Source organism: Rhizobium aureum (assembly GCF_030182495.1).
Lineage (GTDB): Bacteria > Pseudomonadota > Alphaproteobacteria > Rhizobiales > Rhizobiaceae > Rhizobium > Rhizobium tropici_C.
Map to the genome: position 1 here is coordinate 238,370 of NZ_JAQJCI010000007.1, position 15,936 is coordinate 254,305.

General features: G+C 61.0%; 12 protein-coding genes. 10 read left to right on the forward strand and 2 right to left on the reverse strand.

From position 1 onward, the window contains the following. Nucleotides 1-9: 9 nt before the first annotated feature. From PH552_RS18965 to phnN, 8 genes are all read left to right on the forward strand, one after another. Nucleotides 10-564: a pyridoxamine 5'-phosphate oxidase family protein gene (locus PH552_RS18965; protein ID WP_145645946.1), complete on the forward strand. Its 555-nt coding sequence runs from the start codon at nucleotides 10-12 to the stop codon at nucleotides 562-564. 224 nt (nucleotides 565-788) lie between these two features. Continuing rightward, the gene (gene phnC / locus PH552_RS18970; protein WP_145645943.1) at nucleotides 789-1,643 is read left to right on the forward strand and encodes a phosphonate ABC transporter ATP-binding protein; all 855 of its coding nucleotides are present in this window, start codon (nucleotides 789-791) and stop codon (nucleotides 1,641-1,643) included. Nucleotides 1,644-1,738: 95 nt separating this feature from the next. Next, a complete protein-coding gene (phnD, locus tag PH552_RS18975) occupies nucleotides 1,739-2,650 on the forward strand; it encodes a phosphonate ABC transporter substrate-binding protein (RefSeq protein WP_285166229.1) in 912 nt (303 codons plus the stop codon). An 83-nt stretch (nucleotides 2,651-2,733) separates the two neighbouring features. Beyond that, complete coding sequence (phnE, locus tag PH552_RS18980; protein WP_285166231.1) at nucleotides 2,734-3,714, forward strand: phosphonate ABC transporter, permease protein PhnE; 981 nt, start codon at nucleotides 2,734-2,736, stop codon at nucleotides 3,712-3,714. An 8-nt stretch (nucleotides 3,715-3,722) separates the two neighbouring features. Continuing rightward, nucleotides 3,723-5,069: a phosphonate ABC transporter, permease protein PhnE gene (gene phnE / locus PH552_RS18985; RefSeq protein WP_112341818.1), complete on the forward strand. Its 1,347-nt coding sequence runs from the start codon at nucleotides 3,723-3,725 to the stop codon at nucleotides 5,067-5,069. A gap of 188 nt (nucleotides 5,070-5,257) precedes the next feature. Then, nucleotides 5,258-5,944 carry a DUF1045 domain-containing protein gene (locus PH552_RS18990; protein ID WP_112341817.1) on the forward strand — a complete coding sequence of 229 codons (687 nt, stop codon included), beginning with the start codon at nucleotides 5,258-5,260 and terminating at the stop codon, nucleotides 5,942-5,944. Nucleotides 5,945-5,959: 15 nt separating this feature from the next. After that, nucleotides 5,960-7,099 carry an alpha-D-ribose 1-methylphosphonate 5-triphosphate diphosphatase gene (locus PH552_RS18995; RefSeq protein WP_112341816.1) on the forward strand — a complete coding sequence of 380 codons (1,140 nt, stop codon included), beginning with the start codon at nucleotides 5,960-5,962 and terminating at the stop codon, nucleotides 7,097-7,099. Further along, a complete protein-coding gene (phnN, locus tag PH552_RS19000) occupies nucleotides 7,096-7,701 on the forward strand; it encodes a phosphonate metabolism protein/1,5-bisphosphokinase (PRPP-forming) PhnN (protein WP_112341815.1) in 606 nt (201 codons plus the stop codon). Before PH552_RS18995 ends, phnN begins: the two co-directional genes overlap by 4 nt. A 237-nt stretch (nucleotides 7,702-7,938) precedes the next feature. Here the strand turns inward: phnN and polA are convergent, their stop codons facing one another. Beyond that, on the reverse strand, nucleotides 7,939-10,941 hold the full coding sequence (gene polA, locus PH552_RS19005; RefSeq protein WP_113250883.1) for a DNA polymerase I: 3,003 nt from the start codon (nucleotides 10,939-10,941) through the stop codon (nucleotides 7,939-7,941). Between the two features lie 439 nt (nucleotides 10,942-11,380). On the opposite strand from polA, the gene PH552_RS19010 reads away from it, so the two are divergent. Then, complete coding sequence (locus tag PH552_RS19010; protein ID WP_112341813.1) at nucleotides 11,381-11,797, forward strand: MarR family winged helix-turn-helix transcriptional regulator; 417 nt, start codon at nucleotides 11,381-11,383, stop codon at nucleotides 11,795-11,797. An 89-nt stretch (nucleotides 11,798-11,886) separates the two neighbouring features. On the opposite strand, the gene PH552_RS19015 is transcribed toward PH552_RS19010, so the two are convergent. Continuing rightward, entirely contained in the window at nucleotides 11,887-14,229 is a 2,343-nt protein-coding gene (locus PH552_RS19015; protein WP_112341812.1) for a bifunctional diguanylate cyclase/phosphodiesterase, read from the reverse strand. A 197-nt stretch (nucleotides 14,230-14,426) separates the two neighbouring features. On the opposite strand from PH552_RS19015, the gene PH552_RS19020 reads away from it, so the two are divergent. After that, nucleotides 14,427-15,815: a M20/M25/M40 family metallo-hydrolase gene (locus PH552_RS19020; RefSeq protein WP_285166233.1), complete on the forward strand. Its 1,389-nt coding sequence runs from the start codon at nucleotides 14,427-14,429 to the stop codon at nucleotides 15,813-15,815. The last annotated feature ends 121 nt before the right edge of the window (nucleotides 15,816-15,936 follow it).

Sequence of the window (15,936 nt, forward strand, 5' to 3'; positions counted from 1 at the left end):
GGAGTTTCCATGGCGAAGCAATTTTCCAGCATCGACGACCGGCTGCGCGATTTCATCGCGCGGCAACATATATTCTTCACGGCGTCCGCGACATCGGAGTCCCGTGTCAATGTTTCGCCCCGCGAGACGCTGTGCCTGCGCATCATATCCCCTAACACGGCTATCTATCTCGACCGCACCGGCAGCGGCAACGAGACCGCGGCGCATATGAAGGCCGACGGGCGGCTGACCATCATGTTCTGCGCCGTCGAAGGGCCGCCGATGATCCTACGCCTCTATGGCCGCGGCCGGATCATCCATCGCTCGTCCGCCGAATATCGGGAATTGCTGCACGCTCACTATGCGGACGAAGAGCCGCTCGGGGCGCGGCAGATCGTATGGCTGGACTTCGATCTCGTACAAACGTCCTGCGGTTTCGGCGTGCCGCTTTTCACCTATGAAGGCGAGAGGCCGAGCCTTGATCAATGGGCGAAAGCCAAGGGTCCCGACGGCATTGAGGAATACCGGCGCGAGAAGAACAGCTTCAGCATGGACGGCCTGCCGACAGGCATGTTTGACGGCTAAACTCCAAGGAAAGCCCTCAGCCGGCTAATTTTGCAAAATCGCCGGGAATTGTAACAGCAGTTACATAAAACTGACATTGGAGCTTCATGAAGCGGGACTAATCGGTTGCCTTGTGGTCGGCGCCAGCCCCTTCGAAACTCCCTTGGAGACAGAGGCACGCGCCCGTTCTTAGCACCGGTACCGCTGAAATTTCTGCAGCCCGGCAGCCGCGAAAGGGAAGCACTATGTTCGAACTCAGGAATGTCTCGCGCCGGTTTGGCAACAAGCTCGCTGTCGATTCCGTGACTTTGAACATACCGCAGGGACAGATGGTCGGCGTCATCGGCCGTTCCGGCGCCGGCAAGTCGACGCTGCTGCGCATGATCAATCGCCTCGCCGATCCCAGCTCCGGTTCCATCCATTTCGCCGGCACCGAGGTCTCGAAGCTCAGCGGCCGTGCATTGCGCAGCTGGCACCGCGACTGCGCCATGATCTTCCAGCAGTTCAACCTCGTGCCGCGCCTCGACGTGCTCACCAACGTCATGCTCGGCCGCCTCAACCATCGTTCGACGGTGCTGAGCCTTCTTTCCGTCTTCACCCGCGAGGAGCGCATCCAAGCTATTGCGGCGCTCGAGCGTCTCGGCATCGAGCAGACGGCCCTGCAGATGGCCGGCACGCTTTCCGGCGGCCAGCAGCAGCGCGTCGCCATCGCCCGCGCCCTGATGCAGCAGCCGAAGATGATGCTGGCCGACGAGCCGATCGCCTCGCTCGATCCGCTGAACGCCAAGATCGTCATGGATGCGCTGCGAGATATCAACGAGCGCGAAGGCATCACCGTCATCACCAACCTGCACACGCTGGATACGGCGCGCAACTACTGCGAACGCATCGTCGGCATGGCAGGCGGCAAGGTCGTCTTCGACGGCAAGCCGAGCGATCTGACGGCAGCAGCCGTCAGGGAAATCTACGGCACCGACAAGGACGGCGCCGGCATCGATGAGACCATGACGTCGACATCCATCAACATTGCCGATCCGGCCGTGCAAGCCGCGGCGACAGAATCTGCCGGCCCGCAACCGCTGGCGCTGGCCGGTCTCTGAGAGGGACGGCCGGGATCGAAGGCCCGCGTCAAGGGCGTATTTCTTCTATCAGACCGAAGACATCCGGGGACACCGGTTAATCAGGAGACGAACCCATGTTGAAGAAAGCACTCTTTGCCGCTACGGCGCTCGTTGCGCTCGCAGTCGGCGCTGCTGCCAACGCAGCTGATCTCAAGGAATTCCGCGTCGGCATTCTCGGCGGCGAAAACGAAGCCGACCGCCTGCGCAACTACGCCTGCCTTTCCGACCACCTGAAGAAGGAATTCGGCTTCGAGAAGGTTTCGCTGTTCCCGGCCGCAGACTATAACGGCGTGATCCAGGGCCTGCTCGGCGGCACGCTCGACTTCGCAGAACTCGGCGCTTCCGGCTATGCAGCCGTCGCCATCAAGGACCCGAAGGCCGTTACCCCGATCCTGACCACGCAGCAGACCGACGGTGCGACCGGCTACTACTCCATTGGCCTCGCTCTCAAGTCCTCCGGCATCAAGACGATCACCGACGCCAAGGGCAAAAAGCTCGGCTATGCCGATCCGGACTCCACCTCGGGCTACCTCGTTCCGCTGACGCAGATTCCGAAGACCACCGGCGCCCCGAACGACAAGTTCTTCGCCTCGACCCAGTTCAACGGCGGCCATGAGAACAACCTGCTTGCCGCTTACGACGGCAAGGTCGACGTTGCAGTCGACGACTCCTCGGGCATCGGCAGTTTCAAGGATGGCTTCACCTCCGGCACCTTCCGCAAGGCCGTCGACAAGGGCACCGTCGACCCGAACAAGCTCGTCGAAGTCTGGCGCTCGCCGCTGATCCCGAACGGCCCGCTCGTCGTTCGCAATGCTCTCGGCACCGAATGGCAGACCAAGCTCGCCGACTTCTTCCTGAAGCTGCCGACCACCGACGCCAAGTGCTTCAACGCCATCGAAGGCGGCGACTTCAAGGGCTACGTCAAGGTTACCCCGGACTTCTACAACGCCGTTATCGAAGTCCGTAAGGCTGCCATCGGCGGCTGATCTGCATCCCGATAATGGGGCGGCCGGCAACGGCCGCCCTTTTGCTATTCACACCCCTTTGCGATTCACAAGGGCAGGACTTCATGACGATCGCCGATACGCACCCGAACATGCAAAGCGCACCGCAGAGCGCCAAGGAGATCGGCGACGCCTGGAGCAAAATGGTGGCTCGCCGCCGTCTTTACACCGGCATCGGTCTGGTGATCCTGCTCATTGCCTTCGTCAGCTCGGTGCGCTTCGCCGATGAAAACAACGCCGGGCATTTCTTTGACCGCCTGCCGCATCTCTTCGATTTCCTGAGCTGGCTCATTCCAAAGGACTGGGCTGACGTCTACCGCGCGCTCTTCGACCTGCCGAGCCCGAACGGGGCCAATGGCACCGGCGGCGAGGAGTTCAATTTCCCGCTTGGCCGCGTCTATGTCTGGGGCGATTTCTACATCCCCGAATATTTCGAGCTGATGATCATCACGATCAATGTCGCCCTGGTATCGACCATCATCGGCGTCGTCTTCGCCGTGCCCTTGAGCTTCTTCGCCGCCCGCAACATGTCGCCATCCAATCCGATCCGGCTGGTAACGAAGCGCATCATGGAGCTTCTGCGCGCCTTCCCGGAAATCGTCATCGCCGGCCTATTTTCCGCGATCCTGTCGATCGGTCCCATCGCCGCGATCATCGCCGTCGGCCTGCATACGATCGGCGCGCTCGGCAAGCTCTTCTACGAAGTCGTAGAGAATATCGACATGAAGCCCGACGAGGGCATGCGCGCCGTCGGCGCGAGCTGGAGCGAGCGCGTCCGCTTCGCCGCCCTGCCGCAGGTGCTGCCGAATTTCATGTCCTACGCACTGCTGCGTCTGGAGATCAACGTTCGTGCCTCCACGATCATCGGCGCCGTCGGCGGCGGCGGCATCGGCGAGGAGCTGAAACTTGCGATTTCGCGCGGTTTCGGCGCCAAGACATTGGCGCTGGTGCTACTTCTCTTCCTGACGATCATCGCCGTCGACCAGTTTTCCGCATGGCTCCGCCGCCGTCTGATCGGCGAACATGCCTTCCTTTTGCAGCATTGAGGTTGACCATGTCCATCATCGACGCCGGCCGCATGCAGGAAATCGAAGCGCGTTACCCGGAAATCCTTCACCGGTCCTTCCGCCAGCGCTTCGGTGCCCTAATGATTTTCATCGGCATCATCCTCTACGGCATCTATGCAGTCTGGTTCTTCGATCTGCCGAAAGTCATTTCAGAAGCACGTTGGGAGCGCGTCGGCATCTATCTCAGCGAATGGGTGAGCTATGACGTGCAGCCGGAATTCCGCATCTCCGGCGATGAGATCAGCATCAAGTATCCGCGCTTTTCGCCGCTGGGCGACAATCCGAACCCGGACTGGGTAAAGACCAACCCCGACGGCAGCAAGACCGTTTCCGTCAGCGGCACACGCCGCATGGTAACCGTCACCAAGACGCAGGCGATCGTCACCGCGCACGGCATCACGATTCCGATCGATATTACCGGCGATGTGCCGAAAATCGTCGGCTCAGAGCCTGTTCCCAGCTGGATGACCGTCTATGACGACAATATCCTGGTCAATCTCGGCTTTGCGGGCGATGCTAGCATTTCCACTGATCGCGTGAAGATCCGCAAGCGCTTTCTCGGCTGGGCCAACTTCGTCTTCGATACGCATTCACCCTTCTTCGACAAGCCGGTAAGCGAAGTCATCAGCCTGATCGTTTCGGGCCCGCGGCTCGATCCTGCACAGTCCAATCTCTCGCTGGCATTCGACAATATCTGGAACAATGGCGCCTGGCAGCATGGCGACGTCTGGACCAAGCTGTTCCAGACGATCGTCATGGCCTTCCTCGGCACGCTGCTCGGCTCGCTCGCCGCCTTCCCGCTTGCCTTCATGGCGGCCCGCAACATCACGCCGAACCGGTTGCTCAACCAGGTACTGAAGCGCTTCTTCGACTTCTTGCGCTCGGTGGACATGCTGATCTGGGCGCTGTTCCTGACACGCGCCTTTGGCCCCGGCCCGCTTGCGGGCAGCGGCGCCATCTTCCTCACGGAGACGGGCACGCTCGGCAAGCTCTATTCCGAAGGCTTGGAGAACATCGACAACAAGCCGCGCGAAGGCGTGAAGTCCACCGGTTCGTCGACGATCCTCGTGCATCGCTACGGCATCATGCCGCAGATCGTGCCCGTCATCGTCAGTCAGACGCTCTACCAGTGGGAATCGAATGTGCGCGGCGCGACCATCATCGGCGCCGTCGGCGCCGGCGGTATCGGCCTCAAGCTTTGGGAAGCGATGCGCACCAATGCCAACTGGGAAAACGTCGCCTACATGGTGCTGTTGATCCTGATCGTCGTCTTCCTGTTCGATGCCGCATCCAACGCCTTGCGCTCGCGGCTGATGGGCGCGCGGGTGAAATAAAAATATCGGTAAAAAATCGTTTCCCATCATCATTCTGTCACGGGAATCCGGTAGCGCAGGCCGGCAAGACCGTAGCGCTCAAACCGGCTTTAGCCGGATTCGAACCGTTGCTGCCTTGCTGCTCTTGCGGTTTGTCGCAAATCACCCAACAGTGTCTCGCGCAGCCGATTTTTCCAAGGAATGCAGCCTTGCGCTATGCTCTCTATTTCACGCCACCCAAAGACGATCCGTTGACATCTCTCGCCGCGCGCTGGCTGGGACGCGATGCATTTTCCGACGAGATTTTTTCCGACAAGGCCATCGGCCCCGTGCCGGCAGGTCATGCCGAACTGACGGCCGATCCGCGCCGCTATGGCTTCCATGCCACGCTGAAGGCACCATTCGAGCTTGCCGCTTCGGTGACCGAGCGCGATCTTCTCGAGGTCGCTGCCGAATTCGCCTCGCAGGCCAAGGCTTTCGCCATTCCGGAGCTCGTACTCGGCCAACTCGGCCATTTCTTCGCGCTCGTTCCCGGTTCCGCTTACCAGCCGCTGCAGGATTTCGCCTCCCGTGTGGTAAAAACCTTCGAGCCGTTTCGCGCACCGCTTTCGGACCATGACATCGCCCGGCGTAAGCCGGAGGGCCTGACCGAGCAGCAGCGTGCCAATCTGCTGCGTTGGGGCTATCCTTATGTCAATGACGAGTTCCGTTTCCATATGACCCTGACGGGACGCGTCCCTGCCGAGCGCCAGGCCGAGATGCACGACGTTCTGCGCGAGCGCTTCGCCGACCATACCGGCAAGCCGCTCGACATTTCCGGCCTCGCCGTCTTTATCGAAGAAGAGCGGGGTGCTCCCTTTACCGTCCGTTCATGGCTGCCGCTTGCCGGCGCCTAAAATGAAAGAGCCGATATGACCAAAGAAACCGTCCTTTCCAACGCCCGCATCGTCCTTGAAGACAAGATCATCGAGGGCTCCGTGCTGATCCGCGACGGTCGCATTGCCGCCATTTCCGAGGGCAAGTCCGATATGGGCGAGGATTTCGAGGGCGATTATCTGATCCCCGGTCTGGTCGAGCTGCACACCGACCATCTGGAAGCCCATTACTCGCCGCGTCCGGGCGTGCGCTGGAACAAGACGGCGGCGATCCAGGCGCATGACGCCCAGATCGTCACCTCGGGCATCACGACAGTATTCGACTGCCTGCGCATGGGCTCGGACGCCGATGACGGATTTGAAAAGGGCGAGATGCGCGACATGGCAGACGCCATCCAGGCGGCCCAGCGTGAAGACCGCCTGCGCGCCGATCACCTGATCCATCTGCGCTGCGAAGTCTCCTCCGACAATGTTCTCGACCATTTCGAAGATTTCGAGAAAGATCCTTACGTCCGCCTGGTCTCGCTGATGGACCATGCTCCGGGCCAGCGCCAGTTCCAGACCATGGATCAGTACATCTTCTACTATCAGAAGAAGCGCGGGCTCAGCGACGAGGCCTTTGCCAAGTTCATCGCCAAGCGTCAGGAAGAATCGGCCAGGTACGCGAAGCCGAGCCGCGACGCTATCTCCAAGGTCTGTGCCGAACGTGGCATCACCGTTGCAAGCCACGACGACGCGACGCTCGCCCATGTCGACGAGGCCATCAACTACGGCGTTCGCCTTGCGGAATTCCCGACCAGCATCGACGCCGCCAAGGCTTCGCATGGCGCCGGCATGAGCGTGCTGATGGGCGCGCCGAACATCGTGCGCGGCAAGTCGCATTCGGGCAATATCGCGGCCCGTGATCTCGCCGAGCTTGGCGTACTGGATGTGCTTTCCTCCGATTACGTGCCGCTCAGCCTGCTGCATGCGCCTTTCATCCTCGCGGACGAAGTCGAGGGCATTTCGCTGCCCCAGGCGATTGCTATGGTGACGGCGACGCCGGCAAGGACGGTCAGCCTCAATGACCGCGGCCGCATTGCCGAAGGGCTGCGGGCGGATCTCGTGCGCGTACGGCGCGATCACGGCGTGCCGGTCACGCGCTCGGTTTGGCGGGAAGGACGCCGGGTCGCATGAGCCCGGACGCCAATATCAAGCCGGCTAATCTCGGCCTGACGGAAGCGACAGCAGGCACGCTCGCTGTCGTCGTCGGCCCGAGCGGCGCCGGCAAGGATACGCTGATGAATCTGGCTGCCCGGCATTTTGCCGGCCGGCCCGATGTCCACTTCGTGCGCCGCGTGATCACCCGCGATGGCGATGCCGGCAACGAAGACCATAGAAGCGTTTCGGAAGTGGATTTCGATGCGATGGAACAAGCGGGCGCCTTTGCCGTCTCCTGGGAAGCCCACGGCCTGAAATACGGCATCCCGGCCGAAGTCGCCGAGGAACTTGCGCGCGACAATCTGGTGATCGCCAACGGCTCGCGCTCGGCGCTGCACCGCTTCCAGGCCGCATTTCCGCGGCTCAAGGTCATCAACATCACGGCTACGCGCGAAGTGCTGGCCGAACGGCTGATGGCGCGCGGACGCGAGAGCCGCGAAGACGTGCTGAAGCGCCTGGAAAGAAGTGCGCTGACCGTCCAGGGCAGCTACGACGTTGTTGATATTGACAATAGCGGGACGCTCGAAGAAGCCGAACGCGCCATTATTTCGGTGCTGGAAGCGCTGGTTGGGAAGTAGGCGGTTGTGTCACGCCCGGATTATCGCAGTGAATTCGTAGCTACGTCGGGTCGCGAAACTCTCCCCACCTCATGCTGAGGTGCCTTGGCGCGCAAGCGTCAAGGCCTCGAAACAAGAGGTGGCCCGGTAGAGTATCTTCACCCGCCCCCGTGGTTTGAGGCTTCGGCCCTTCGACAAGCTCAGGAGCCTCCGCACCTCACCATGAGGGCTGATCTCCTCGATGCACCCAATGCAGCTTCAGTGCGCCTCATCCCAATTATGGGCAGCGCGCGCGTCGACCTTCAGCGGCACGGCCATATCGACCGCTGGCATGGCGGCGTTTTCCATGACCGAGACGATGATCGGCGTGGTGCGCTCGACATCGGCGTCCTCGACTTCGAAGATCAGTTCGTCGTGAACCTGCAGCAGCATGCGGACGCGATCGCCCAAGCCGGCCGAAGCCAGTGCCGGCTCCATCTTGATCATGGCGCGACGGATGACGTCGGCAGCTGATCCCTGGATCGGCGCATTGATCGAGGCGCGCTCGTTGAAGGCGCGGACGGAGGGATTGGACGAGCGGATTTCGGGGAAATGGATGCGACGGCCGAAGATGGTCTCGACATAGCCCTTGTCGCGCGCCGCCTGCTTGGCGCCCTCCATGTAATCGCGGATGCCCGGGAAGCGCTCGAAATACCTCTTGATGTAATCGCCGGCTTCCGAGCGCTCGATCGAGAGCTGGTTGGCAAGGCCGAAGGCAGAGATGCCGTAGATGATGCCGAAGTTGATCGCCTTGGCGCGGCGGCGCACTTCGCTCGGCATGCCGTCCACCGGCACACCGAACATTTCGGAGGCCGTCATGGCGTGAATGTCGATGCCGTCCTCGAAGGCCTGCTTGAGCTGTGGGATATTGGCGACATGCGCCAGCACGCGCAGTTCGATCTGGCTGTAGTCTGCCGAGACGAGCTTGTGGCCCGGTGTCGAAATGAAGGCCGTGCGGATCTTGCGGCCTTCCGCCGTGCGTACCGGAATATTCTGCAGGTTCGGCTCGGAGGAGGACAGGCGCCCCGTCGTGGTCGAGGCCAGCGAATAGGAGGTGTGAACACGCTTCGTCTCGGGATGGACATAGCTCGGCAGCGCATCCGTATAGGTGGATTTCAGCTTGGTGAGCTGACGCCAGTCGACGATCTTGCGCGGCAGTTCGAAGCCGGCGGCCGCCAGATCCTCCAGCACCTGCGCCGAGGTGGACCATTGCCCGGTCTTAGTCTTGCTGCCGCCGGCCAATCCCATCTTGCCGAAAAGGATGTCGCCGAGCTGCTTCGGAGAGCCGATATTGAAGCGTTCGCCAGCCAGATTGTAGATCTCGTCCTCGAGAGCGGCGGCGCCCTGCGCCAGCTCGCCGGAAAGGCGAGAGAGGATCTGCCGGTCGATTGTGATACCGCGCTCTTCCATGTGGGCAAGCACCGGCACCAGAGGCCGTTCCAACCGCTCATAGACGACAGAGAGTTTTTCTGCCGCAAGTCGTGGTTTCAGCACCAGCCAAAGACGCAGCGTCACATCGGCATCCTCGGCAGCATAGGCCGTGGCGCGGTCGATATCGACGAGATCGAAGGTGACGTTGGACTTGCCGCTGCCGGCCACATCCTTGTAGGCGATCGGCTTATGGCCGAGCCAGCGTTCCGAAAGGCTGTCCATGCCGTGCGTGGCGTTGGAGCCGCCGTCGAGCACGTAGGAGAGCAGCATCGTGTCGTCGAACGACTTCATCTCGATGCCGTAGCGCTTCATCAAAAGGTAGTCGTATTTCAGGTTCTGCGCGATCTTCAGGATGGAGGCATCTTCAAGCAGATCCTTCAGGCGCGCCAGCGCATCGCGAACCGGAATCTGATTGTCGGCCAGGCCACCGCCCAGCAGATCGCCGACACCGGTCTTGTGGCCGAGCGGTACATAGGCGGCGCGGATGGAAGAACCCGAGGGATCGTTGCGGTTGTCGGCGATCGCCAGCGAGAAGCCGACGATTTCGGCCTGCATCGCATCGAGCGAGGTCGTTTCGGTGTCGAAGGCGACGATGCCGGTTTCGCGCGCATCCGCGATCCATCGGTCGAGCGTGGCGATATCGCGGATGGTCACATATTTCGAATGATCGATCGGCGCGCTTGCGAAACTTGCGGCGCGGGCCTTGGCGAGATCCTCGGGCGCAGCAGTGCCATCCAAAGCCAGGCGCGCCTTGGCCGATGGCGCCGGGACGGTCGCGCCCTCGGCTTCGACGGTGCTGCCGGCGACGAGATCGACATTCTCGCCGACATCGAGATCGGGGCCATGAGCGCCCTCGCCCCATTCGATCTTGACGACGGCGGGCTCGATCGCCGCCGCATCACAATCGCAGGCCTCCGCCACACGCCGCGTGAGCGTGGTGAATTCCATCGCCTTCAGGAAGCCGATCAGCTTTGGGCCGTCCTGCGGATCGAGCACCAGCGCATCGAGCGCGAGCTCCAGCGGCACATCGGTCCTGAGCGTCACCAGCTGGCGGGAAATGCGGGCAAGCTCGGCATTGGCGATGATGTTTTCGCGGCGTTTCTGCTGCTTGATCTCGTCGGCGCGGGCAAGCAGCGTGTCGAGATCGCCGAACTCTTCCAGAAGCTGGGCGGCCGTCTTCGGGCCGATGCCGGGAATGCCGGGGACGTTGTCGATCGAGTCACCCGTCATCGCCTGCAAGTCGATCATCTTGTCCGGCGGCACGCCCCATTTCTCGACGACGTCGGGAATGCCGATCTGCTTATCCTTCATGCTGTCATACATGTGGACCATCGGCGTGACGAGCTGCATCAGGTCCTTGTCGGACGAGATGATCGTCACGTCTGCGCCGGCTGCCTCCGCTTGACGAGCGTAGGTGGCGATGATGTCGTCGGCCTCGAAGCCGTCGGTCTCGATGCAGGGCAGGTTGAAGGCGCGGGTCGCCTCACGGATGAGGCCGAATTGCGGGATCAGCTCCTCCGGCGGCGCCGAACGGTTCGCCTTGTATTCCGGGAAAATGTCCTTGCGGAAGGTCTTCGAAGAATAGTCGAAGATCACGGCGAAGTGCGTGGGCGTCACACCCACGGAGGTATCGCGCGCCGAGGTCAGCAGCTTCCACAGCATATTGCAGAAACCGGAGACGGCGCCAACAGGCAATCCGTCGGACTTGCGCGTCAGCGGCGGCAGGGCGTGAAAGGCCCGGAAAATGAAACCGGAGCCGTCGACGAGGAAAAGATGATCACCTTTTTTCATGGAAGCATGGATAGCGTGGCGCACTTCCAACGTCCATATAAACTTCTGCTTTTGCAGCCTGTGGAAAGAGCGAAATCTCTCACCGAAACGTTACTAAGTTTTAATCAATCTAATCTGCGCATTCCCTTGAAAAACCACATTCGGAATCTCAAATCATATTCACCGGCGATTGATTTGCCGAGGGTCTGACAACCGGCCTGTCCCCCGCCATGTCAGACTTGGACAAAGGCCTATCCCCTCTCCGGGCCTTTGTCCCCCCTTTTACGAGCCGCCATGGCAAACCTCCAGGCCATGGCGGCTTTTTCATGCCGAAAGATGCAACCTAAAAACGTGAAAAAAGCGCCTGAAGTTGCTGATTTTCGAGTAGCTCTACCCAAGAAATTGCCGATTGTCTTGATTCTGAATTGTCGGCATATTTGCAATCATGGGATTTAATCGGATGGACTCCGCCGCCTACCTTGCCAGTCAAATGGCAAAGGGATTTGCTCGCTCGTTACACCAACGCGCGGCGAAACTCGGTTTTTCCCCCGGTCAGTTTCCGATCCTGCTGGAATTATGGTCCGAAGACGGCCTCACCCAGAAACAATTGCTGGAACGGGTCGATATCGAGCAGGCGACGATGGCCAATACGCTGTCGCGCATGGAGCGCGATGGGCTGGTGGAGCGCCGCCCGCATCCATCGGACAAGCGGGCACAACTGATCTTCCTGACGAGCCGGGCGGCGGCGATGGAGGCGGAGGCTATCGAAGCGGCGATGGCCGCGGATACGGACCTCCTGAAAGATTTCCGCCATTTCGAGCGCGAACTTCTGCTGGAATATATCCGGCGCGTCCTGGACAACGCCAAGCAGCTCTAGTGGGTTCAGCTTTTCAATCTCCGAGCCGCTCTATCTCTTTGTTGTCACGCAATTCCGGACGAAAACCGCTCCGCACGTTTCCTGGGACTCTAGGATTGCCCGACCGCCTTGACCAAGACAGCGTGATGCTGACTGGGCCCGACGTCCGGCTTGCCGAAGAATATCCCTTGAAGCTGCGCGCAACCCTCCTCGATGACGATGCGGCGCTGGGTTTCCGTTTCCACGCCTTCCGTCACGACGGGCATGTTCAGGCTATGCCCGAGGCCAATGATGGCGCGCACGATCGAACGCGCCGCGGGATCGTGTTCGAGTGCGCCGGTGAAGCTGCGATCGACCTTGATCTTATCGAAGGGAAAGGCGCGTAGGTTGCTGAGCGAGGAAAAGCCGGTGCCGAAATCATCCATGACCACGCGCACACCGAGGCGGTGCAGCCGCTGCAATGTCGCGATGACAACCGCCCGCTCGCGCATCAGGGCCGCTTCAGTGATCTCCAGCTCGAGGCGCCGCGGCTCAAGACCGGTTCTTCGCAGAATGCCTTCGATCTGGTCATAGAGGGTGGGGATCATGAATTGCAGAGGCGAGAGGTTGACGGCGACATTCGCAGGCTCGCTCCAGCGCATCGCTTCCTGGCATGCCTGCTGCAGCACCCATTCACCGATCGCGACGATCGATCCGCTCTCCTCGGCAATGGGAATGAAGGTTTCCGGATCGATCAAGCCCCGATCCGGGTGCGCCCAGCGCAGCAGTGCCTCGTAGCCGCTGACGCTGTCGCTGCCGACATCGTAGATCGGCTGATATTCCAGAAAGAGCTGCCTGCGCAGAATGGCCTGGCGCAGGTCGTTCTCAAGCTGGCGGCGCATGCGCACGGCCTTGTCCATTTCGGCATCGAAGAAACAGGCATGGCCCCGGCCAGCTCGCTTGGCGCGATAAAGCGCCGTATCCGCATTGGCATACAGCTGCTCGGCGCTGGCGCCGTCACGCGGATAGATGGCGATGCCGAGACTGACACCGACGGCCGTCGGATCACGCGCCATGTCCATCTCCATGGCGAATTCGGCAAGAATGCGCTCGGCAAGACGCGTGGCGCCTGCGGGCTGCTGGCGCTTGGGCTGGATGATGGCGAATTCGTCGCCGCCGAGCCTCGCCACCGTATCGCCCTCTTCGATGATGTGTTGCAGGATGCCGGCGACCTTGCAAAGGATGCGATCTCCTTCGGCATGGCCGAAGACGTCGTTGATCGCCTTGAAGCGGTCCAGGTCCAGGCAGAAGACGGCGACTTCGCCGCCTTTGCGGTCGGCCACCTGCAGCGCCTGCCGCATGCGTTGGTCGAATAGCGAGCGGTTGGGCAGGTCCGTCAGAATATCATGATGGGCCAGATGCTCGATCATCTGCTGTGCCTGGCGCCGTTCCGTCAGGTCGCGCACGACCAGTACGCTGCATTCATGGCCGCGATAGGTGATGGAACGCCGCACGGTTTCGACGGGGATCGATTTGCCGTCTGAACCCGAAAGCGTCGTCTCGAGTGGAATGGCCGCATCGGCGTGAGCCTCCATGTCGAGCGTCAGGAAGGCTTCGGGCGCGACGCCCGTCACCTGCTGGGCGGACCATCCGGAAATGGCAAAGAAGCGCTCGTTCGCATCGATGATTCTGCCGTCGCGGACGATGAGCAGTCCTTCGAGCGAAGCGTTGACGAAGCCGCGGAGATCGGTCAGATGGCGATCGATGAAGATCGCTCCGAGAGCGATGAGAATAAGGCACGTCGCGGCAGCCATGACGATGCCGGCAAGGATGCTACGATCGATAGAGACGATGGTGGCGAATATATCCGCTTCCGGCGTCAGCGTCACACCGCTCATCGCGGTGAAATGCAGCGAGCAAATTGCCAGCAGCAGGAGAAAGGCGCCGGCAATGATGCGCCTGAGGCCATGAAGGCTGCGAAATGCGAGGAAGGCCAGCGAGGAGAAGACGGCACCGACGGCGATGGAAATGACGACGCGCTGCAAGTCATAGGAAAGCTCTGCCGAGGCCTCGATGGCCTGCATGCCGCTGAAGTGCATGGCGCCAATTCCAAACGCCATCAGGATGCCACCGACAGCAAAGGAAACGCCGTTATCCCACTCGAAGGCGATGGCAACAGCAAGCCAGGAGCCTATGATGGCAAGAACCACCGAAAGCACGGTCAGCGAAAGACCATAGTAGATGGGAAGGCTGCTCTGATAGGCGAGCATGGCGATGAAATGCGTCGCCCAGATGCCGATACCGCTGGCAAAGGCTGCAGCGGCTATCCAATAGCGACGCTGATGCGACTGGCATTCCTGCGCACGGGAGAACAGAAGCATGGTGGCAAGACTGCCGATGAGGCAAATGACTGCCGCAACGAGAATGAGCCTGAAGTCATGATCGTCACGAATGCATGCAATCACTGAAAACATTACACGTCTCCAGAATATTCTTCTGGATCACGTTATTTCTAATACTCTAAAAAACTTGTAAACTACATACGCAACTAATCACATAAGATCGAGCTCAACCCAAACCGGCAAGCTGCGGTAAATTTTCAATTTTAACGCCTCGAAACCAACCGGGCTTTGGTCTATCGTCCCTCCAAATCTCATGTAAGGAGTCGGATATGACCGATCTATCGCCCGTTCTCGATCGCGCCGATCAGAACCTCCTCTCCAGCCTCGACAATCTCTTCGAACTGCTGCGCATCAAGTCCATTTCGACGGATCCGGACTATAAGGCGGAATGCCGTAAGGCGGCGGAATGGCTGGTCGCCTATCTGAACTCGCTCGGCTTTACAGCCTCCGTGCGCGACACGCCCGGCCATCCAATGGTGGTCGCCCATCACGATGCCGGCAGTGCCGATGCGCCGCATGTGCTCTTCTACGGCCACTACGACGTGCAGCCAGTCGATCCGATCGAGCTTTGGGAAAGCGATCCCTTCGCCCCCGCAATCAAAGACCTGGGCAACGACCGCAAGGTTCTGGTCGGCCGCGGCACGTCCGACGACAAGGGGCAGCTGATGACCTTCGTGGAGGCGGTGCGCGCCTATAAGGAAACCAGGGGCGCGCTTCCGGTGCGCATCACCATCCTCTTCGAAGGCGAGGAGGAATCCGGCTCGCCCTCGCTCAAGCCGTTCCTCGAGGCCAATGCCGCCGAGCTGAAGGCGGATTTTGCCCTCGTCTGCGATACCGGCATGTGGGATGGTGAAACGCCGTCGATCTCAGCCAGCCTGCGCGGCCTCGTCGGCGACGAGATCATCATCAACGCTGCCGACCGCGACCTGCATTCGGGCATGTTCGGCGGTGCCGCTGCCAATCCGATCCACATCCTCTCCGATATTCTCGCCGGCCTGCATGACGAGACCGGGCGCGTAACGCTCGACGGCTTCTATGACGGCGTCGAGGAAACGCCTGCCAATATCAAGGCCTCCTGGGAAACGCTCCGGATGACTACGGAAAAATTCCTCGGCGAGGTCGGCCTATCCATTCCCTCGGGCGAAAAGGGCCGTTCGGTGATGGAGCTGATCTGGGCGCGGCCGACCGCGGAAGTCAACGGCATCACCGGCGGCTACACCGGCGCCGGCTTCAAGACCGTGATCGCCGCCAAGGCATCGGCGAAGGTCTCCTTCCGTCTCGTCGGCCGGCAGAACCCGGCGGCGATCCGCGAGAGCTTCCGCGCCTATGTGCGCTCGAAAGTTCCTGGGGATTGCTCGGTGGAATTCCATGAACACGGCGGCTCGCCGGCTATTCAGCTTTCCTACGACTCGCCCGTACTGAGCAAGGCGAAGATGGCACTTTCCAACGAGTGGCCGAACCCCGCCATCGTTGTCGGCGAAGGCGGCTCGATCCCGATCGTCGGCGACTTCCAGAGGATGCTTGGCATGGAGTCGCTGCTCGTCGGTTTCGGCCTCTCCGACGACCGCATCCATTCACCGAACGAGAAATACGAGCTGCGCTCCTATCACAAGGGCATTCGTTCCTGGATCCGCATCCTCGACGCACTCGCCGGCTAAGCAATTTGCGGGACGCGCAGCCTTCTCCGCGCGTCCCGCACTGTTCCCGCCTCGACGGCACGGCATGCCGTCAGCCGGACCGAGCGGTGAGGCTGCCCTCGCGTCTTCCGGCCGAGATCAA